General features: G+C 66.4%; 18 protein-coding genes and 1 pseudogene. 10 read left to right on the top strand and 9 right to left on the bottom strand.

The features are described 5' to 3' along the window. From ACVOME_RS09285 to ACVOME_RS09270, 4 genes and pseudogenes are all read left to right on the top strand, one after another. Nucleotides 1-319, top strand: a pseudogene (locus ACVOME_RS09285) (methyl-accepting chemotaxis protein); the annotation flags it as partial. A gap of 34 nt (nucleotides 320-353) precedes the next feature. Then, entirely contained in the window at nucleotides 354-1,223 is an 870-nt protein-coding gene (locus ACVOME_RS09280; protein ID WP_481505010.1) for a CheR family methyltransferase, read from the top strand. Further along, nucleotides 1,220-1,816, top strand: a complete 597-nt coding sequence (gene cheD / locus ACVOME_RS09275) for a chemoreceptor glutamine deamidase CheD (protein ID WP_053519995.1) — start codon at nucleotides 1,220-1,222, stop codon at nucleotides 1,814-1,816. Before ACVOME_RS09280 ends, cheD begins: the two co-directional genes overlap by 4 nt. Next, a complete protein-coding gene (locus tag ACVOME_RS09270) occupies nucleotides 1,813-2,889 on the top strand; it encodes a protein-glutamate methylesterase/protein-glutamine glutaminase (protein ID WP_481505009.1) in 1,077 nt (358 codons plus the stop codon). Before cheD ends, ACVOME_RS09270 begins: the two co-directional genes overlap by 4 nt. A 69-nt stretch (nucleotides 2,890-2,958) precedes the next feature. Here ACVOME_RS09270 and acnB read toward each other — a convergent pair whose 3' ends face one another. The 8 genes from acnB to ACVOME_RS09230 form a co-directional block, all read right to left on the bottom strand. Further along, on the bottom strand, nucleotides 2,959-5,550 hold the full coding sequence (gene acnB / locus ACVOME_RS09265) for a bifunctional aconitate hydratase 2/2-methylisocitrate dehydratase (protein ID WP_111186103.1): 2,592 nt from the start codon (nucleotides 5,548-5,550) through the stop codon (nucleotides 2,959-2,961). 51 nt (nucleotides 5,551-5,601) lie between these two features. Further along, on the bottom strand, nucleotides 5,602-6,000 hold the full coding sequence (locus tag ACVOME_RS09260; protein WP_053519993.1) for a type II toxin-antitoxin system VapC family toxin: 399 nt from the start codon (nucleotides 5,998-6,000) through the stop codon (nucleotides 5,602-5,604). A gap of 6 nt (nucleotides 6,001-6,006) precedes the next feature. Next, nucleotides 6,007-6,231, bottom strand: a complete 225-nt coding sequence (locus ACVOME_RS09255) for an AbrB/MazE/SpoVT family DNA-binding domain-containing protein (protein WP_053519992.1) — start codon at nucleotides 6,229-6,231, stop codon at nucleotides 6,007-6,009. A gap of 122 nt (nucleotides 6,232-6,353) precedes the next feature. Continuing rightward, on the bottom strand, nucleotides 6,354-7,790 hold the full coding sequence (locus ACVOME_RS09250; protein WP_262100813.1) for an OprO/OprP family phosphate-selective porin: 1,437 nt from the start codon (nucleotides 7,788-7,790) through the stop codon (nucleotides 6,354-6,356). 113 nt (nucleotides 7,791-7,903) lie between these two features. Further along, entirely contained in the window at nucleotides 7,904-8,680 is a 777-nt protein-coding gene (locus ACVOME_RS09245; RefSeq protein ID WP_053519990.1) for an ABC transporter permease, read from the bottom strand. Next, nucleotides 8,664-9,497, bottom strand: a complete 834-nt coding sequence (locus ACVOME_RS09240) for an ABC transporter ATP-binding protein (protein WP_053519989.1) — start codon at nucleotides 9,495-9,497, stop codon at nucleotides 8,664-8,666. The genes ACVOME_RS09245 and ACVOME_RS09240 overlap by 17 nt, the downstream gene beginning before the upstream one ends. A gap of 13 nt (nucleotides 9,498-9,510) precedes the next feature. Next, entirely contained in the window at nucleotides 9,511-10,566 is a 1,056-nt protein-coding gene (locus ACVOME_RS09235) for an ABC transporter substrate-binding protein (protein WP_053519997.1), read from the bottom strand. 77 nt (nucleotides 10,567-10,643) lie between these two features. Next, a complete protein-coding gene (locus tag ACVOME_RS09230; protein ID WP_277381788.1) occupies nucleotides 10,644-11,765 on the bottom strand; it encodes a 4-oxalomesaconate tautomerase in 1,122 nt (373 codons plus the stop codon). A 109-nt stretch (nucleotides 11,766-11,874) separates the two neighbouring features. Here ACVOME_RS09230 and ACVOME_RS09225 point away from each other — a divergent pair, with 109 nt between their 5' ends. The 4 genes from ACVOME_RS09225 to ACVOME_RS09210 all read left to right on the top strand — a co-directional run bounded on the left by ACVOME_RS09225 (nucleotide 11,875) and on the right by ACVOME_RS09210 (nucleotide 16,864). Continuing rightward, nucleotides 11,875-12,777 carry a LysR family transcriptional regulator gene (locus ACVOME_RS09225; protein WP_053519987.1) on the top strand — a complete coding sequence of 301 codons (903 nt, stop codon included), beginning with the start codon at nucleotides 11,875-11,877 and terminating at the stop codon, nucleotides 12,775-12,777. A 172-nt stretch (nucleotides 12,778-12,949) separates the two neighbouring features. After that, nucleotides 12,950-15,703 carry an aconitate hydratase AcnA gene (gene acnA, locus ACVOME_RS09220; RefSeq protein WP_481505008.1) on the top strand — a complete coding sequence of 918 codons (2,754 nt, stop codon included), beginning with the start codon at nucleotides 12,950-12,952 and terminating at the stop codon, nucleotides 15,701-15,703. Nucleotides 15,704-15,857: 154 nt separating this feature from the next. Continuing rightward, a complete protein-coding gene (locus tag ACVOME_RS09215; RefSeq protein WP_053520391.1) occupies nucleotides 15,858-16,232 on the top strand; it encodes a type II toxin-antitoxin system Phd/YefM family antitoxin in 375 nt (124 codons plus the stop codon). Further along, a complete protein-coding gene (locus ACVOME_RS09210) occupies nucleotides 16,232-16,864 on the top strand; it encodes an ATPase (RefSeq protein ID WP_481505007.1) in 633 nt (210 codons plus the stop codon). The genes ACVOME_RS09215 and ACVOME_RS09210 overlap by 1 nt, the downstream gene beginning before the upstream one ends. Nucleotides 16,865-16,885: 21 nt before the next feature. Here the strand turns inward: ACVOME_RS09210 and ACVOME_RS09205 are convergent, their stop codons facing one another. Further along, on the bottom strand, nucleotides 16,886-18,436 hold the full coding sequence (locus ACVOME_RS09205; protein ID WP_111186107.1) for a BCCT family transporter: 1,551 nt from the start codon (nucleotides 18,434-18,436) through the stop codon (nucleotides 16,886-16,888). Between the two features lie 169 nt (nucleotides 18,437-18,605). Between ACVOME_RS09205 and betI the strand changes: the two genes are divergently transcribed. After that, nucleotides 18,606-19,196, top strand: coding sequence for a transcriptional regulator BetI (gene betI / locus ACVOME_RS09200; RefSeq protein ID WP_053520388.1), 591 nt, complete (start codon nucleotides 18,606-18,608; stop codon nucleotides 19,194-19,196). 40 nt (nucleotides 19,197-19,236) lie between these two features. Next, the gene (betB, locus tag ACVOME_RS09195) at nucleotides 19,237-20,709 is read left to right on the top strand and encodes a betaine-aldehyde dehydrogenase (protein ID WP_111186108.1); all 1,473 of its coding nucleotides are present in this window, start codon (nucleotides 19,237-19,239) and stop codon (nucleotides 20,707-20,709) included. Nucleotides 20,710-20,775: the final 66 nt, after the last annotated feature.

Below are 20,775 nucleotides of genomic sequence, written 5' to 3'. Positions count from 1 at the left end.
GGCCTCGCAGGAACAGAGCGCCGGCATCGAGCAGGTCAACCAGACCGTGGTGCAGATGGACGAGACCACCCAGCAGAATGCCGCGCTGGTGGAGGAAGCCACCGCCGCTGCACGGGCGATGGAGGAGCAGGCCGCGCAGCTGGCCGATGCCGTGGCGATCTTCCGCCTCGACAACCAAGTGGCCGCCGCAGTGAAGGCGGTGGCCGCACGGGTGGAACCAACGGTGACCGCCAACACGGCACGCGCGCATGCGCCGGCCGCGCCGGTCCGCCGCGCCCACACTCCCCCCGTCGTCGCCAGCGACTGGCAGGAATTCTGAGAACCCGCGGTGGCTGCGGCCACCGCCCACGCCGATGGACACGTCCCCCGTGCATAGTCCCAGCCCCATCGTCACCGGTCCGCGCGAGTTCGAGTTCGCCGACCGCGATTTCCGCCGTGTCTGCGACCTGATCTACCAGCGGGTGGGCATCGCCCTCGCGCCCGCCAAGCGCGACATGGTCTATGGCCGCCTGTCGCGTCGCCTGCGCACACTCGGCATGCGCAGCTTCCAGCAGTACCTCGACCATCTGGAACAGGAGGGCGGTGACGAATGGCAGGCGTTCACCAACGCCCTGACCACCAACCTCACCTCCTTTTTCCGTGAGCCCCACCATTTCGACAAGCTGCGCGAGGAACTGCGGCAGCGCTCCGGCCACGCCCCGCTGCTGCTGTGGTCCTGCGCCGCGTCCACCGGCGAGGAACCCTACTCCATGGCGATCACCGCGTGCGAGGCGTTCGGCAGCCTGAAGCCGCCGGTCCGCATCATCGCCACCGATGTCGACACACAGGTCCTGGCCACCGCAGGCCGTGGCGTGTACGCCATCGACCGCGTCGCCAGCCTCGATCCAGAGCTCCGCCGACGGTATTTCCAGCGTGGCAGTGGCCCCAACGAGGGCCAGTGCCGGGTGCTGCCCGCACTGCGCGACCTGATCGAGTTCCGCCCGCTGAATCTTCTTGCCCCGCGCTACGACGTTGGCGGCCCGTTCGATGCGCTGTTCTGCCGCAACGTGATGATCTATTTCGACAAGCCGACCCAACGCGCCATCCTTGGCCGGCTGGTGCAGCATCTCACCGATGACGGACTGCTCTACACCGGCCACTCGGAGAACTACCTGCACGCGGCCGATCTGATCCAGCCCTGTGGCCGCACCCTGTACCGCCGCGCGCAGGGGGTCGGGGCATGAACGCCTCGCTGCGCACCGACGAGGTGATGCGCTACCAGGACGCGCGCTTCCAGACCCTCGCCGCCAAGCTGTTGCCGACCCAGTACCTCGTGGTCGACGACACCACTGCGCTGACCACCACGCTGGGCTCCTGCGTGGCAGCCTGCCTGCGCGATCCGGTGCTGAAGATAGGCGGCATGAACCATTTCCTGCTGCCGGAAGGCAATGCCGGTGACGGCGCGCCTGCACGCTACGGCAGCTATGCGATGGAGCTTCTCATCAACGACATGCTCAAGCGCGGCGCGCACCGCAAGCGCCTGGAAGCCAAGGTGTTCGGCGGCGCCAACGTGCTCAAGGGCTTCACCAGCAATCCCGTGGGCACCCGCAACGCCGAGTTCGTGCGCCAGTACCTGCAGGCCGAGCACATTCCGATCATCGCCGAAGATCTGTGCGGCATCCATCCACGCAAGATCTGGTTCTTTGCCGATACCGGGCGCGTGGTCGTGCAGCGCCTGCCACATGCCCACGAAGCGGAAGTGGCCGCCACCGAATCGGCAGTGCGTGCCCGTCTGTCCAGGGCCCCGGTCACCGGTGGCGTGGAGCTGTTCGAATGACCCTGACCGGCAACGCCCCCTGCCGGGTCCTGATCGTGGACGACTCCGCCGTCGTGCGGCAGATGCTGACCGAAATCCTCTCCAGCGATCCGGCCATCGACGTGGTCGGCACCGCCGCCGATCCGCTGCTGGCACGCGAGAAGATCAAGCGCCTCGCTCCGGACGTGATCACCCTGGACGTGGAGATGCCGCGCATGGACGGGCTGGCCTTCCTGGAAAACCTGATGCGCCTGCATCCCTTGCCGGTGGTGATGATCTCTTCGCTGACCGAGCGGGGGGCCGACACGACCCTGCAGGCGCTGGCACTGGGTGCCGTGGATTTCGTTTCCAAGCCGAAGCTCGATGTGGCGCGCGGACTGCAGGGCTATGCCGAAGAAATCATCGGCAAGGTGAAGATGGCCGCCCGCTCGCGGGTGCGTCCGCTGCTGCGGGCTGCGGCACCGAAACTCACCCTGGATGCGGCACCGGCATCGCGCCCGGTGGCACCACAGTTCCGCACCACCAACCGCCTGATCGCGATCGGTTCGTCAGCCGGTGGCACCGAAGCCCTGCGCGTGGTGCTGGAAGGCCTGCCCGCCGATGCACCGGCGGTGGTGATGACCCAGCACCTGCCGGCCAGCTTCAGCAGCGCCTTCGCCGAACGCCTGGACCGGCATTCGGCCATGGCCGTGCGCGAGGCCAGCGACGGCGAAGCCGTGCTGCCCGGCCATGCCTATCTGCCGCCGGGCGGCAGGCACCTGCGGATCATCCGCGATGGTGCGCGCTGGCGTTGCCGCGTCGATGACGGCCCAGCCGTGAACCGGCACAAGCCTGCGGTCGATGTGCTGTTCCGTTCGGTGGCCCAGAGTGCCGGCGGCAATGCCATCGGCGCCATTCTCACCGGCATGGGCGATGACGGCGCGCGCGGCCTGCTGGAAATGCGCCAGGCAGGCGCTCCGACGCTGGTGCAGGATGAAGCCACCAGTGTGGTCTGGGGCATGCCCGGCGCCGCGTTCAAGCTCGGCGCGGCCGAGGAACAGGTGCCGCTGGAACGGATCGCCGAGCGCCTGCTCGCCCTCGCCCGCGGGCAGTAGCGACGAACGCAAGCTCCGCACTGCATGAAAAAACCCCCGGCTTTCGCCGGGGGTTTTCGTTTCAACGCATCAGGCGGCGACCGTATTGGCCACGTCCTGGTACTCCTCGATCTGGTCGAAGTTCATGTAGCGGTAGATCTCGCTGCCGCTGGCGGCGATCACGCCGACGTCGGCCATGTACTCTTCCTTGGTCGGGATGCGGCCCAGACGCGAGCAGATCGCGGCCAGCTCGGCCGAACCCAGGTACACGTTGGTGTTGCGGCCCAGACGGTTCGGGAAGTTGCGGGTCGAGGTCGACATCGCGGTGGAGCCTTCGCGGATCTGGGCCTGGTTGCCCATGCACAGCGAGCAGCCCGGCATTTCCATGCGCGCGCCGGTCGCACCGAAGGTGCCGTAAACGCCTTCCTTGGTCAGCTCGGAGGCGTCCATCTTGGTCGGCGGGGCCACCCACAGACGGGTCGGCAGGTCGCGCTTGCCTTCCAGCAGCTTCGCGGCCGCACGGAAGTGGCCGATGTTGGTCATGCACGAACCGATGAACACTTCGTCGATCTTGGCGCCGGCCACTTCGGACAGGGTCTTCACGTCGTCCGGATCGTTCGGGCAGGCCACGATCGGCTCGTGGATGTCGGCCAGGTCGATCTCGATGACGGCAGCGTACTCAGCGTCGGCGTCCGGCTCCAGCAGCTGCGGGTTGGCCAGCCAGGCTTCCATCTTCTCGATGCGACGCTGCAGCGAACGCGGATCCTGGTAACCCTCGGCAATCATCCACTTCAGCAGGGTGATGTTGCTGGTCAGGTACTCGATGATCGGTTCCTTGTTCAGGCGCACCGAGCAACCGGCGGCCGAACGCTCGGCCGAGGCGTCGGAGAGCTCGAATGCCTGCTCGACCTTCAGCTCCGGCAGGCCTTCGATTTCCAGGATGCGGCCGGAGAAGATGTTCTTCTTGCCAGCCTTGGCAACCGTCAGCAGGCCCGACTTGATCGCGTACAGCGGAATCGCGTTGACCAGGTCACGCAGGGTCACGCCCGGCTGCATCTGGCCCTTGAAGCGCACCAGCACTGATTCCGGCATGTCCAGCGGCATCACGCCGGTAGCGGCGGCGAAGGCCACCAGGCCCGAGCCGGCCGGGAACGAAATGCCCACCGGGAAACGGGTGTGCGAGTCGCCGCCGGTGCCGACGGTGTCGGGCAGCAGCATGCGGTTGAGCCAGCTGTGGATCACGCCGTCGCCCGGACGCAGCGAGATGCCACCGCGGGTGGAGATGAACTCCGGCAGCGTGTGGTGGGTCTTCACGTCCACCGGCTTCGGGTACGCGGCGGTGTGGCAGAACGACTGCATGACCAGGTCGGCCGAGAAGCCCAGGCAGGCCAGATCCTTCAGCTCGTCACGGGTCATCGGACCGGTGGTGTCCTGCGAGCCCACCGAGGTCATCTTCGGTTCGCAGTACGTACCCGGGCGCATGCCCTGGCCTTCCGGCAGACCGCAGGCGCGGCCGACCATCTTCTGCGCCAGCGAGAAACCCTTGCCGGTGTCGGCCGGCTGCACCGGCAGGCGGAACAGGGTGGTCGGGGCCAGGCCCAGCGCTTCGCGCGCCTTGCCGGTCAGGCCACGGCCGACGATCAGCGGAATGCGGCCGCCGGCACGCACTTCGTCGAACAGCACTTCGGACTTCACTTCGAACTCGGCGATCACTTCGCCGTTCTTCAGTGCCTTGCCGTCATACGGACGCAGCTCGACAACGTCGCCGTGCTCCATCTTCGAGACATCCAGCTCGATCGGCAGCGCGCCGGCATCTTCCATGGTGTTGTAGAAGATCGGGGCAATCTTGCCGCCCAGGCACACGCCACCGGCGCGCTTGTTGGGGATGTAGGGGATGTCGTCGCCGGTCCACCACAGCACGCTGTTGGTCGCCGACTTGCGCGAAGAGCCGGTGCCGACCACGTCGCCGACGTAGGCCACCAGGTGACCCTTTTCCTTCAGCGACAGGATCTGCTGGATCGGACCGCGCTTGCCGTCTTCTTCCGGAGTGAACGGCGCGTCATCGCGCTTGTTCTTCAGCATCGCCAGGGCGTGCATCGGAATGTCAGGACGGGTGGTGGCGTCCGGCGCTGGCGACAGGTCGTCGGTGTTGGTTTCGCCCGGCACCTTGAACACGGTGATGGTCAGGCTCTGCGGCACTTCCGGCTTGCTGGTGAACCACTCGGCGTCGGCCCAGCTCTGCAGCACGGTCTGGGCATTGGCATTGCCGGCCTTGGCCTTGTCCTGCACGTCGTGGAACGCATCGAACACCAGCAGGGTGTTCTTCAGGCCGTCGGCGGCGATGGTGCCGACGCTGGCGTCGTCCAGCAGCTGCACCAGCGGGGCCACGTTGTAACCGCCCAGCATGGTGCCCAGCAGCTCGGTGGCGCGCTCGCGGCTGATCAGCGGATTCTGCTCGCTGCCCAGCGCGATCGCGGCCAGGTACGAGGCCTTGACCTTGGCGGCGTCGTCCACGCCGGCCGGCACACGGTGGGTCAGCAGGTCGAGCAGGAACTCGGCCTCGCCCGCCGGCGGGTTCTTCAACAGTTCAATGACGTCTGCCGTCTGCTGGGCGGTCAGCGGCAGCGGCGGGATGCCAAGCGCGGCGCGCTCGGCTACGTGGTGGCGATAGGCTTCCAACATGACAACTCCCGGGTAATGCGGTTATGGAACAGTGAAAGGAATGCAACGGGCTCAGGCGTGCGGCACGATCAGCTTCAGGCCCTTGAAGTAGTCGCGGTAAAACGTGTCGTTCCAGGTGATGAGCCCGTCGCACTGCAGCAGTGCATGGGCCCCCACCATGAAGTCGTCCAGGCTGCGGCGCTGGGTACCACGCTGGCGGTGGCGGCGATGCATCTCGCCGGCGCGCAATGCCGATTTGGCTTCCAGCGCGTTGAAGTGGACGCCCATCTCTTCCAGCGCTTCCAGCACCTCGGCCCCGCCGCGCAGGCTGGCGCAGACTTCGGCCAGGGTCGCCCCGCACACCACCACCTTGCCGCCGACCAGGCTCTGCCGCAGGCAGGCCTCGACGGCGTCGGCCTGCGGGCCATTGCTCAGCAGTTCGACCAGCACAGGGGAATCGACGGCGATCATCACGGCTTAGTCCTCGTCGCGCACCGCGCGTACGGCGGCGTCGGCGGAATCAAAGCCGTCCAGCGCGAACTTGCCGCGCGCCCGTGAAATCGCGTCGTCGACACTCTTGCGCAGAATGATGCGGCTGCCGTCCAGTTCGACCTTGAGCTGGGTGCCCTTGGTCAGGCCCAGGGCGTCACGCACAGCCTTGGGCAGGGTGATCTGACCGCGTTCGGCGACAGTGGCTTCCATGGGTAGGCCCTCTTCGGTATGTACGAATTATACATACTCAAGGCGTCATACCGCCAGCCGCCCCCCCTTTACGGCAATGCCGGCACGTGGCCGGCATTGTCCGTTCAGCTTGATGCCTTCACTCAGAACGCCACCTGCAGCCGGGTATTGACCGTCGTGCCCTCGTCCTTGCCGCGCACCGCACCGGTGGGGTTGTCGGTCTGCCAGCGGATCACGTCGAGCATCACCCGGCTGTAGTCGTTGAGATACCAGTTGGCACCCACCGTCCACGCATGTCCGGTGCCGCCGGTCGGCAGTTCCGAGTAGTCCACGTCTTCGTAGCGCGCACGCAGCTCCCATGCGCCCCGCCCGCCACGGGTGACCGGATCGGCCACCTTGACCCGGCCCCAGGTGCCGGTCTTGCCCGAGTACGCCGGGCTGGCCCCGCCAAGGAACCAGCCGGCGGAAATCGCCCAGGCCTGGTGATCGAGGTCGTAACGGCCACTGGCATCGGCGCCGCGCAGGTTGCGCGTGCCCCACTCGCCCGTGGCCCAGCCCTGGCCAAAGAAGCCCGCCGCTTCCACACCGTAGGCGGTGCTGCGATCGGTGCCGACCAGCGTGCCCGGTGTGATCTTGACCAGGTCGTTGAAGTGGCCGGCAATAGCGGAGCTGCGCAGCACGCCCGAGGAGCCTGCGGCGATCTCTTCGTGGAACGCCCACGCCCCCAGATGCACAGTCGCGGCCTTGCTGTCGATCGGGTTCCAGTGGACGCGGGTGGCCCAGGTCTGGCTGTCGTTGTTGTCACCGGCATTGTTGAGGTCGTTGCCGGCCACTGACAGGCTGGCGTGCCAGCCCTTTCCGTACACGCGCTCGGTGAGGCCGACGCCGAACAGGCCCCGCTGCGGCAGCATCAGCGTGCCCACCACGTTGCGGTCCGGGAACGGCGTGTTGGAGGTGCTGCTGGAGCCATCGATGCCGCGGTCGTTGAGGCGGTTGCCCACGGTGAGGTCGGCAGGCAGGCCGAACAGCCTGTGGTCCACGGTGGCATACACCGACTTCCACGCCACCTCGTTGTCAGCGAAGTCGCCCTCCACCACCCAGCCGAGCGTGCCGTAGCGGCCCTCCGCGCCCAGGCGCACCGAACGGATCTCGGTGCCGGAGATGTTGCGGTCGCTGCTGGACGAGCCGTCGGTGCTGGAGCCGTCCACGAACAGACGACCGCGCGGGCGGAAGATCACGTTGCCGTCAGCGCTGCTGAATTCCGGCGCGCCCTTCGACCACGACACCTTCGGCGCCTTGGACTGCTGGGTTTCCAGCGCCGCAACACGGGTTTCCAGGGCAGGCGCAGGAGGGGCAGCCGCTGCGTTGCTGGCGGTAGTACCGACGCCTTCCAGCGCATCCAGTCGCGACTGCAGTTGCTGGATCTGCTGCGCCTGCTGCTGCACCAGCGCGGCAAGTTCGGCCTGGCTCAGCGGGGCCGGTGGGGCCGTGGCGGCCTGTGCTCCGGCATGGCCGCTGGCCAGCAGCAGGCCAAGGGCGACCGTCAGCGCTGCACGCGGCAGCACGGGATGGCTATGCATGGTGTTCTCTCCAGCCAGCCGGCCCCCTGGCCTGGCGCTGGCCCGTTGCGATGATGCGGGGGAATTACGGAAGGGCGCGCCGCCGGATCATTCCAGCGGCGCGCCAGGCAGGCTCAGCTGGTGGCCTGGGCCTGGGCGTTCGGACGCCAGGTGATGAGCTTGTTCTCGACCACGTCGAGCAGTGCATCGATGACCAGCACGAAGGCGGCCAGGATGATGATGCCGGCAAACACGCCCACGGCATTGAAGTTGCCTTCTGCCTGCGCGATCAGGTAACCCAGGCCCGCCGAGGCACCCAGGTATTCGCCGATGATCGCGCCGACCACGGCAAAGCCCACCGAGGTGCGCAGCGAGGACAGGATCCAGCTCGCTGCCGCCGGGAAGTACACGTGACGCAGCAGGTCACTGCGGCTGGCGCCGAGAATGCGGGCATTGGCCAGCACCACCGGGTTCACTTCGCGCACGCCCTGCATGGCATTGAAGAACGTGGTGAAGAACACCAGCGTCACCGCCAGTGCCACCTTCGACCACAAACCCAGGCCCAGCCACAGCACGAAGATCGGCGCCAGCACCACGCGCGGGATGGCATTGAAGCCCTTGATGAAGGGATCGAGGATGCGCGCCGAGCGCCGGCTCAGGCCCAGCCACACACCGCCTGCAACGCCCAGCCCGGTACCGATGAGGTAGCCCAGCGCGGTTTCGGTCAGGGTGATGTACACGTGCTGGTAGAACGAGGTATCCGACAACCAGTTCCACGCCTGCTGGGCGATGGCCGTGGGCGCGGGGAAGAAGAACGGGTCGATCCAGCCCAGCGCGATGCCGCCCTCCCAGCCACCGAACACGGCGATGACCAGTGCGATCTGGATGAAACGGTCAGTCCTGGCGTGCATAGCTCTTCTCCACTTCGCCGCGCAGGCAGGCCCAGATGTCGCGGTACAGGTCGGTAAAACGTTCGTCGAGCTTGATCTCGGCAACGTTGCGGGGGCGTTCCAGGTCCACATCGAAGCTGCGCACCACGCGGCTTGACGGACCCGAGGACAGCACCACCACGCGGTCGCCCAGCGCGATGGCCTCTTCCAGGTCGTGGGTGATCAGGATCACCGAGCGACGGTCTTCCTGCCACAGGCGCAGCAGTTCGTTCTGCATCAGATGGCGGGTGTGGATGTCCAATGCCGAGAACGGCTCGTCCATCAGGATCACCTTGGGCTCCACGATCAATGCCTGTGCCATCTGCACGCGCTTGCGCTGGCCGCCGGAGAGCTGGTGCGGATAGCGGTGCTCGAAGCCGGTCAGGCCGACCTTGGCCAACCAGGTGGTGACCTTCTGCCGGCGCTCGGCTTCATCGACGCCGCGGAACTTCAGGCCCAGTTCCACATTCTGGAAGGCGGTCTTCCACGGCAGCAGCGCGTCCTGCTGGAACAGGTAGCCGACGGACGCCTGCACGCCATTGACGGCGCGTCCGTCGATGCTCACGTCACCGGCGCTGGGCTTGAGCAGGCCCGCCACGGAATTGAGGATGGTGCTCTTGCCGCACCCGGTGGGACCGACGATGGCGAGGAACTCGCCATCACCGACCTGGATATCGACATCGCGCACGGCGGTGAAGTCACCGAAGGACATGGTCACCTTGTTGATGGCGACCATGGTCTGTGCGGGCTCCAGCTGCGGTGCGCCATTGAACTGGCGCACGGTGGCATTGAGGGCCATGGGTTATCTCCGCTTACGGTTGGGTTGCCTGCGTCGCGGCGCTGGCGCGCTCGACGAAGGCATTGGTGTAGGTCCGGGACAGGTCAATGTCCGCGTTGGCCACGTCCTTGTTGAACTCGCGCAGCACCTTCAACGGCGTTTCCAGGTCCGCGGGCGTGAAGTGGCCATCGGTGGTGAAGATGGCGCGGGCGTTCTCCACGGCGCGCGCGTAGGTGGCGCGGTCGCCGGAGACGTAGCTGTCCGGCAGCGCAGCGACGATGTCCTCGGCACTGTTGTCGGCGATGAACTTCAATGCCATCTGCTCGGCGCGGGCGATCTTCTCGGCTGCTTCGGGACGTGCTTCCAGGAAGCTGCGGTTGGCGTACATCACCGAGGTGGGATAGAGACCGCCGTACACCTGGCGTGCCCCCTCGTCGCTGCGCGCATCAATGATGATCCTGCCGACCTTGCGCTCGGTGATCAGGGTCGCGGCCGGATCGTAGTTGACCAGCAGGTCGATCTTGCCCTGCTCGAGCGCCGCCACCGCCGCCGCACCAGAACCCACGCCAATCAGCGAGATGCTGTCCACCGGGATGTCGTGCTGGGCCAGGAAGTGGCGCACGAAGAAGTCCGATGACGAACCCGGGGCGGTAATGCCGATCTTCTGGCCCTTGATGGTCTGCGGGCGCGCCGGATCGAAGCTGGCATCCTCGCGGCCAGCCATCACCAGGCCCGAATTGCGTGACAGCAGCACGAAGCCGACCACGTCCTTGTGCTTGGCCTGCATCTGGATGGTGTGGTCGTAGAAGCCGACCGCCACGTCGGTCGAATTGGCGACCAGGGCCTGCAGCACCTTGGAGCCGCCCTGCGCGAAGTTCTCGGTCTTCACCTGCAGGCCGACGTCCTTGAAGTAGCCCTTGGCGTCGGCGATGAAGAACGGCAGGTTGTTGAGGTTGTAGGAACCGACGCTGATCCGCACCGGCGCATTGTCGCCGCCGGGCGCCGAGGCCCCGCTGGCATCGTCTTTGCCGCAACCGGACACGGCCAGGCTCGCCGCGCACAGCGCGGCCATGAAGAACTGCTTGTACATCATCCCTCCCAGGAGTGAAGCATCTGCGTTGTAGTGGCCTGGCCACGCGCATCTGCGCGGCCCCGACCGGTTTCAGGTCATGCCGCTGAGGTCCATTGGCGGGCTTCGGTGGAATGGGTTTCGGCAGTGGCAGGCGAAGTCGCGAACACGCGCCCTTCGAACAGGCGGCGCGCGGTACGGACCACGCTGGCAACGACCGGCGCATCGTCCGAGCTGCGGCTCAGGCCCACTTCCAGCAGGCCGCTCGGATGTTCGAGGGTAATGCTGCCCGGCATCGGCAGGCATCCGACGAAAGTGTTGGCCAGGGTGCCGGGCGTGACTGCGGCGGTGGCCAGACCGACCGCGCCGGTAATGGCAAGCGCGGTGTGGCATTGGTGGGGCATGAAGTAGCGCACCTGCAGGTCGCCGCCCTGCTGCGGTGCGGAAAGCAGCACTGGCTTGGGAATCACCTTGCTGCCCGCGTCTGCGATGCCCATGCGCGTACCCGCCTCGATGCGCATCGCTTCCAACCGCGCCAGCAGCGCATGATCCGCGTTCAGTTCCGCCGGCGAGGCGTCACCGCGGACACCCATATCGGTCGCGCGCACCATCATCATCGGCATCGCGCAATCCACCAGGCTGACGGCGATGCCGTCGATCATATCCTGCGGCCGCCCACTGGGCAGCAGCCGGCCGGTACGTGCACCGGCCGCATCGAGGAAGGCCAGGCGGACCGGCGCGGCAGCGCCAGGCGCGCCCGCGATACGCGTGTCGCCCCGATAGGCCACCTGGCCGTTCGGGGTTTCCACCGTGGCCACGATCAGCTTGCCGGTGTTGACGTTGTGGATGCGCACTTCGGTGCGCGGGTGGCGCGCAGGAACCAGTCCGCGTTCGATCGCGAAGGGACCGACCGCCGCCAGCATGTTGCCGCAGTTGGGGGTGGTATCCACCACCCGCTGCTCGACCCGGACCTGCGCGAACAGATAGTCGACATCGGCATCGGCGCGGCTGGCGGGGCTGACGATCGCCACCTTGCTGGTCAGCGCATTGCCACCGCCGATGCCATCGATCTGCAGCGGATGGCCCGAGCCCATCACCTCCAGCAGCAGCTGGTCACGCAGGCCGGCGTCGGCCGGCAGGTCCGAGGCCAGGAAGAACGGCCCCTTGGACGTGCCGCCACGCATGAGGACGCAGGGGATACTGAGCAGATCGTTCGACATACGTGTGCTAGATTGATGCGTATAGGGGATGAATGACCCCTCTGTAATTCGATACTGGCATGAGCCGGATTGATCTGTGAATTGCTGATTTTTGGATGATTGATACCGTATGAGCATCAATTGCGAAATCCTCGATCTGCGCGCGTTCCTGCTCGTCGCCGAGACGCGCAGCTTCCATCGCGCCGCTGAAACCCTGCACGTCTCGCAGCCCGCGCTCAGCCGCCGGATCCAGAAGCTGGAGCAGGCCGTCGGCTCACCGCTGCTCGAACGCACCACCCGCAGCGTCAGCACCACCGCGGTCGGCGAGAACCTGCTGCCGCTGGTACGGCGCATGCTGGAGGAATTCGATGGTTCGCTGTTCTCGCTGCGCGGGCACGACGACACGCGCGGCGCCACGGTCACCATCGCCTGCCTGCCCACCGCGGCGTTCTACTTCCTGCCCAGTGTCATGGCACGCTTCCACGATGCGCATCCGCACGTCCGCTTCCGCATCCTCGACATTCCCGCCACCGAGGGGTTGCAGGCAGTGGAACGCGGCGAAGTGGAGTTCGGCATCAATTTCATGGGTGCCAACGATCCCAACCTGGATTTCGATGTACTGGCCGAGGACCCGTTCGTGCTGGCCTGCCGCCGCGATCATCCGCTGGCCCGCAAGCGCCGCGTGGAATGGGCCGATCTTGCCCAGCACCAGCTGATCACCGTGCATCGCACCAGTGGCAACCGGACCCTGCTCGATGGCGCCCTCGCCCGTGAGAACCTGAAGCTGAGCTGGCATTACGAAGTGACCCACCTGTCCACCTCCCTGGGCATGGTCGAGGCCGGGATCGGCGTGTCGGTGCTGCCGAAGATGGCTACCCCGGACGGCGACCATCCCATCCTGGTGACCCGGCCGATCGGCAATCCGGTGGTCTCGCGCACCATCGGCATCGTGCGCCGCCGTGGTGCCCTGCTCTCGCCCACGGCCGAACGCTTCCTGCAGATGCTGATGAGCCAGTGGCGGGGCAAGCCGTGACATCGGCACTACATACAGCCATGTAACCTTGCGTCCTGCGCCGAGGACGTTCCCGGCCGCGCCGGCTCCGCCATACTGGCGGGGATCCGGTGGCGGAGAGCCCCGGCATACGCAAGCAGGTCCGTCCATGCACGGGCCACTGCAAGCCATCCGCAAGAAGGAGTCATCCCGCATGAGCGATTCGTTCTCCACCCGCAGCCAGCTGGACGTCGGCGGCAAGACCTACGACTACTTCAGCCTGCCCACACTGGGCCAGCGCTTCGACATCTCCCACCTTCCCTACTCGATGAAGATCCTGCTGGAGAATCTGCTCCGGCACGAAGACGGCGGCGTCACCGTCGGCAAGGAGCACATCGAGGCCGTTGCCCGCTGGAGCCCGGCGGCCGAGCCGGACACCGAAATCGCCTTCATGCCCGCGCGCGTGGTCCTGCAGGACTTCACCGGCGTACCGTGTGTCGTCGATCTGGCCGCCATGCGCGATGCGGTGGTCAAGCTGGGTGGCAAGCCGGAACAGATCAACCCGCAGATCCCTTCGGAACTGGTGATCGACCATTCGGTACAGGTCGATGTGTTCGGCAAGCCGGACGCGCTCGATCTCAATGGCAAGATCGAATTCCAGCGCAACCAGGAACGCTACGGGTTCCTGCGCTGGGGCCAGAAGGCGTTCGACAACTTCAAGGTGGTGCCGCCCAACACCGGCATCGTCCACCAGGTGAACCTGGAGAACCTGGCCCGCGTGGTGATGACCGCGGACAAGGATGGCAGGGCCGTGGCCTACCCGGACACCGTGTTCGGTACTGACAGCCACACCACGATGATCAACGGCATCGGCGTGCTTGGCTGGGGCGTGGGCGGCATCGAAGCCGAAGCGGCCATGCTGGGCCAGCCGTCGTCGATGCTGATCCCGCAGGTGGTCGGCTTCAAGCTCACCGGCCGGCTGCCTGAGGGCGCCACCGCCACCGACCTGGTGCTGACCGTCACCCAGATGCTGCGCAAGCTGGGCGTGGTCGGCAAGTTCGTCGAATTCTATGGCGATGGCCTGCAGCACCTGCCACTGGCCGACCGCGCCACGATCGGCAACATGGCACCGGAATACGGCGCCACCTGCGGCATCTTCCCGATCGACGCCGAATCACTGAACTACCTGCGCCTGTCCGGTCGCAGCGAGGAACAGATCGAACTGGTCGAGGCCTACGCCAAGGCGCAGGGCCTGTGGCACGAACCGGACAGCCCCCATGCCCAGTACAGCACCACGCTGGAGCTGGACATGGGCACGGTGAAGCCGTCACTGGCCGGACCGAAGCGCCCGCAGGACCGCGTGCTGCTGGAAGACGTGCAGAAGAACTACCGCGAAGCGCTGGTCGGCCTGACCAGCAACCGCGACAGGCGCAGCGACGATGTGGCCTCCTTCCTCAACGAGGGCGGCGGCACCGCGGTCGGCAACGAACAGCTGGCCAAAGGCTTCGCCGACATCGAGATCGAAGGCCAGAAGGTCCGCCTGAAGGATGGCGCGGTGGTCATCGCCGCGATCACCTCCTGTACCAACACGTCCAATCCGGCGGTGATGATCGGTGCCGGCCTGCTGGCGCGCAACGCGGCGGCCAAGGGCCTGGATCGCAAGCCCTGGGTGAAGACTTCGCTGGGCCCAGGCTCGCGCGTGGTCACCGACTATCTGGAAAAGGCCGGGGTGCTGAAGGAGCTGGAGAAGATCGGCTTCTACGTGGTCGGCTACGGCTGCACCACCTGCATCGGCAACTCCGGCCCGCTGCCGACCGAGGTCAGTGCCGGCATCGCCGCCGGTGACCTGGTGGTGACCTCCGTGCTGTCGGGCAACCGTAATTTCGAAGGCCGCGTGCATCCCGAAGTGAAGATGAACTACCTGGCCAGCCCGCCACTGGTGGTCGCCTACGCCATCGCCGGCACCACCGACATCGATCTGACCACCCAGCCGCTGGGCACCGGCAGCGACGGCCAGCCGGTCTACCTGCGCGACATCTGGCCGAGCAACAAGGAAATCGGCGATGTCATCGCCGCCACCATCGGCCCGGAGATGTTCAAGCAGAACTACGCCGACGTGTTCAAGGGCGATACGCGCTGGAACACCATCGCCTCGCCGGACGGCAATCTGTACGAGTGGAGCGATGACTCCACCTACATCAAGAACCCGCCGTACTTCGATGGCATGACCATGCAGACCGGCAGCATCGACGACGTGCATGGCGCGCGTGTGATGGGTCTGTTCGGCGACTCGATCACCACCGACCATATCTCGCCGGCCGGCAACATCAAGAAGGATTCGCCCGCGGGGCGTTACCTGCAGGCCCGGGGCGTGCAGCCTGCCGACTTCAACAGCTACGGCAGCCGCCGCGGCAATGATGACGTGATGGTCCGCGGCACCTTCGCCAACATCCGCATCAAGAACCTGATGTTCGGCGGCGAGGAAGGTGGCAACACCCTGTACTACCCGGCCGGCGGTGGCCAGCCGGAGAAGCTGGCGATCTACGACGCGGCGATGAAGTACAAGGCCGACAAAGTGCCGCTGGTGGTGCTGGCCGGGAAGGAGTACGGCACCGGTTCGTCGCGCGACTGGGCCGCCAAGGGCACCCTGCTGCTGGGCGTGAAGGCGGTCATCGCCGAGAGCTTCGAGCGCATCCACCGCTCCAACCTGGTTGGCATGGGCGTGCTGCCGCTGCAGTTCCGCAATGGTGAGAACGCGCAGTCGCTGGGGCTGGATGGCTCGGAAGTCATCGATATCACCGGCCTGGAAGACGGTGCGAGCAAGCGCGCCACGGTCACCGCAACCCGGGCCGATGGCACGCAGAAGCGCTTCGAGGTGTCGGTGATGCTGCTGACACCGAAGGAAGTGGAATACTTCCGCCACGGCGGCCTGCTGCAGTACGTGCTGCGTCAGCTGGCTGCCCGCTGACCCGGCGCGCGGCATCCGGCGGGCGGAAGCCCGGCCCCGGCGTCACCGCCGGGGCCGAATCGCCCATGAATCATATTTTTGATATTTTTCACCATTCATGCAATTTGCATGAAACAGGCGTAAGGTGATCGCACAGGTCCCCTGGAGCACCGCCATGCTGCACGCCCCCGTCCGCTTCGACCCGATCAACGAGCTGACCCACACCACCGCCTCGTCGGTGAAGGAACATTGGCGCAAGGTCATGCAGGAAGTGCGCGACCAGCACATGGTGGTGGTCACCAATCACAACGAACCGCAGGCGGTGATCGTTTCCATCGAGCAGTACCGTGCGCTGCAGGCCAAGGTCGAAGCGCTGGAAAGCTCGCTGGAGGAACTGCGTGGGCAGGACCCGGCCCTGGCGGATCTGCGTGCCGGCTTCGACCAGCGCCTGGCGGTGCTGCAGCACGCCCAGGCCGGTGATGCTGCACGCGCGCTGCTGCGTCGCCCTGCCCGCCTGAAGGGCCAGGTCAAGGCGGGCACGGGCCACTGATGCCACGCCCGTTCCTGTATGTGCTTGCCGGCGTCAATGGCGCCGGCAAGAGTTCGGTGGGTGGCCACGTGCTGCGCGAAGCCGGCCTGGAATGGTTCAACCCCGATACGTTCGCCCGCGGGCTGCGCGAGCGGGCCGGCCTGGACCCCTTGGAGGCCAATGCCGAAGCCTGGCAGGAGGGTGTCAACCGTATCCGCGACGCCCTGGATCACGCCCGCAACCATGCCTTCGAGACCACGCTGGGGGGCAACTCGATCACCGCCCTGCTGCGTGAGGCCAGCCGCACCCATGACGTGCTGATGTGGTTCTGTGGACTGTCCAGCCCGGAGCAGCACATCGCCCGGGTACGCGCACGGGTGCAGGCCGGTGGCCACCCCATTTCCGAAGTCGACATCCGCCGCCGCTGGCCGTTGGCGCAGCAGAACCTGATCGGGCTGATGCCGGTGCTGGCGCAGCTGCAGGTCTACGACAACAGCGCCGACGCCGCGCCGGGCGAGGCCGTGCCCGATCCACAGCTGCTGCTGCAGATGGAGGACGGCCACCTGCAATGGCCGGCCGCCGATGACCTGCAGCAGCTGCAGCGCACGCCCCCATGGGCGACAGCTCTGCTGGAAGCCGCCCTGCGCCTGTAATGCCAAGGGCCGGCAGTGCGCTCAGCGCCGCGGCGCGTCCGGATCGGTGCGCAATGCGCGCAGCAGGCCCAGCATGTAGAACGCCAGGGTGAACGAGAACGGTAGACCGCACAGGACCACGGCCGTCTGCATCGCGCTGAAGTTGCCCGCCAGCAGCAGGCCGATGCTGGCCACGGTGATGCCCACCGCCCAGAACACGCGCAGCCAGATCGGCGCATCGTGACCATCCTCCACCCCGTCGTCGACACGGCGGGTGCACAGGTTGGCGATCATCAGCGTGCCCGAATCGACCGGGGTCAGGAACAGTACGAAACCGATCACCACTGCGGCACCGGCTACATAGGGTGCGCCGGGCAGGTACTCCAGCAGCTTGAACAGGGTCATCGCTGCATCGTGCTGCGCCACCTGCCCCAGCACCGCCTGGCCATGGTTGAGCACCAGGTCGATGGCGGTGTTGCCGAAGATCGACAGCCACGCCAGCGTGAAGCCGAGCGGTATCAACAGCACGCCCATCACTACCTCGCGGATGGTGCGGCCGCGCGAGATGCGTGCCACGAACAGGCCCACGAACGGCGCCCAGGCGATCCACCACGCCCAGTAGAACAGCGTCCAGGAACCCATCCAGGCGCGGCCCTGCGGATCGTTGAGATACATGTCGAAGCTCTTGCGCACGAATGCGCCGAGATAGTCGCCCGTGTTCTGCACCAGGCCATCGAACAGATGCAGGGTCGGGCCGGTAACCAGCACGAACAGCAACAGCGCGCACAACAGGCGCACGTTGAGGTTGGACAGCCAGGCGATGCCCTTCTCGACCCCCGCCACCACGCCGATGGTGGCCACCACCATCATCACCAGCACGATCGCGACCAGCACCTGCGGTGTGTCCGGGATGTGGAACAGATAGACCAGGCCGGACTGCACCACCAGCGCACCGATGCCGAGATTGGTGACCATGGAGATCAGCGTGGCGAGAATGCCGAAGCCATCGACCATGTCGCCGATGCGGCCATGGATGCGCTCACCGAAGATCGGATACAGCGCCGAGCGCAATGCCAGCGGCAGGTTGCGGCGATAGGCGAAATAGCCCAGCGCCACCCCGACCAGCGCGTACAGCGCCCAACCATGCAGGCCCCAGTGCAGGAAGGTCAGCACCATCGCCTCGCGCCCGGCCGCCACCGTGCCGCCCGGCTGGCCCGGCGGGTTGAGGAAATGGTCCAGCGGCTCGTAGGCACCGTAGTACAGCAATGCGATACCGATACCCGCCGAGAACAGCATCGACACCCACGCGACGTAGCCGAAGGCCGGCGATTCCTCGTTGTGGCCCAGGCGGATACGGCCATAGGGCGAGAACGCCAGCCACAGCACGAATCCCAGGCACAGCACGACCAGCAGCATGTACCACGCGCCGAACGCAGCCGAGACTTCGGCCTGCGCCCATTGCAGCCAGTGCTCGCTGGCATCGGGATAGAGGACGGTGAGCAGCCCGAGAATGCCGATCGACACCGAGGAGCTGAGGAAGACAAAGCGGTTCAAGCGCAGGGGCGAGCGCTTGGGGTGAGCCTGGGAAGACATGGGATCGTCTCATCAGTCCGAAGGAGCACATGGGCGGGGCCGGACCGGGAAACCGGGCCCATGGCGTGGGGCGCGAGCGCATCCTAGGGTTTATTGATTGAACGTTCAATCAATAAAAAGCATAATGATGGCCAACCCGACGCCTCGGGTCGCAATCCGTGGAGAGACAATGCCGAAGAAGGGCGTGGAGCCGGTCCGTCGCGAACAGTTGATCCGGGCCACTTTCCAGACCATCGACGAGATGGGCATGGCCGATGCCACCGTCGCCACCATCGCCAGGAAGGCCGGGCTGTCCAGCGGCATCGTCGCCCATTACTTCGGCGACAAGGACGGCCTGCTCAACGCTGCGATGCGGCAGATCCTGCGCGAACTGCGGGACGCGGTCGCCCGCTGCCGGGCCGGGGTCGGCGACGATCCCCGCGACCAGCTACGCGCCATCGTCGATGGCAACTTCGATGACAGCCAGATCAATGGCACCGCGATGCGTGTCTGGCTCACCTTCTGGGCCGCGAGCATGCACCAGCCGGAACTGGCGCGCCTGCAGCATGCCAACGACCAGCGCCTGTTTTCCAACCTGTGCCACCAGTTCAACCGCGTGCTGCCACGCCCACAGGCACGCCTCGCCGCCCGCGGCCTGGCCGCGATGATCGATGGCCTCTGGCTGCGCGGCAGCCTGGTCGGCGGCGCCTTCGATGCTGACAAGGCCCGACGCATCGCCTACGGCTACATCGACTTCCAGTTGCAGGCCGACGCGCTATAAGCGCTTTCAGCTTCCCGCCCCCTTTCGAGGAGTACGCCCCATGACCACCCTGCCCGTCCAACAGCTCTACATCCATGGCCGCCGGGTCGATGCCACCAGCGGCAAGACCTTCGCCACGGTCAACCCCGCCACCGGTGAGGTCATCGCCGAGGTGCAGGTCGCCAGCCAGGCCGACGTCGAACGCGCCGTCGAAAGCGCCACCGAAGGCCAGAAGGCATGGGCGGCAATGACCGCCATGGAACGTTCGCGCATCCTGCGCCGCGCCGTGGAGATCCTGCGCGAGCGCAATGACGAACTGGCCCGCCTGGAAACGCTCGATACCGGCAAGGCGCTGGCGGAAACCACCACGGTGGACATCGTCACCGGCGCCGATGTGCTGGAGTATTACGCCGGCCTGGCGACCGCCATCGAAGGCATCCAGCTGCCGCTGCGCGAATCCAGCTTCTTCTACACCCGCCGTGAACCGCTGGGCGTGGTCGCCGGCATCGGTGCCTGGAACTACCCGATCCAGATCGCCCTGTGGAAGTCGGCGCCGGCACTGGCCGCCGGCAATGCGATGGTGTTCAAGCCGTCCGAGGTCACGCCGCTGACCGCCATCCGGCTTGCCGAGATCTACACCGAAGCCGGCGTGCCGGCCGGCGTGTTCAATGTCGTGCAGGGCCCCGGTCGCGAAATCGGCAACTGGCTCACCGAACATCCGGTGATCGAGAAGATCTCCTTCACCGGCGGCGTGGCCACCGGCAAGAAGGTGATGGCTGCAGCCGCCTCCTCCTCGCTGAAGGAAGTGACCATGGAACTGGGCGGCAAATCGCCGCTGGTGATCTGCGATGACGCCGATCTCGACCGCGCCGCCGACATCGCGGTGATGGCCAATTTCTTCAGCTCCGGCCAGGTGTGCACCAATGGCACCCGCGTGTTTGTGCCGCGCGGCATGCTGGCCGCGTTCGAGGCCGCCGTGGTCGAGCGCGTCAAGCGCATCCGCATCGGCGATCCGATGGCTGCGGGCACCAACTTCGGCCCGCTGACCAGCTTCCCGCACATGGAGAACGTGCTGCGCTACATCGAAAGCGGCAAGACCGAAGGCGCGCGCCTGCTGATCGGCGGCGGCCGTGCCACCGACGGCACGCTGGCCCAGGGCGCCTATGTGCTGCCGACCGTGTTCTCCGACTGCCGCGACGACATGACCATCGTCAAGGAAGAGATCTTCGGGCCGGTCATGAGCATCCTTGCCTATGACAGCGAAGATGAAGTGGTCCGCCGCGCCAACGACACCACCTTCGGCCTCGCCGCCGGCGTGGTCAGCAAGGACATCAGCCGCGCCCACCGCATCATCCATCGCCTGGAAGCCGGCATCTGCTGGATCAACACCTGGGGCGAATCGCCAGCCGAAATGCCGGTGGGTGGCTACAAGGAGTCCGGTGTCGGCCGCGAGAACGGCCTCTCGACCCTGGGCCACTACACCCGCATCAAGTCGGTGCAGGTCGAACTGGGCGACTACGCCAGCGTGTTCTGAGCCGCGCCCCTCGTCCGGCCACCGCGCCGATCCGACATTCCGCCGGGACGCCTGTTTGCAGCGTGT

Source organism: Stenotrophomonas sp. STEN008 (genome assembly GCF_056760435.1).
This window is presented reverse-complemented; position numbering and strand designations above follow the sequence as displayed.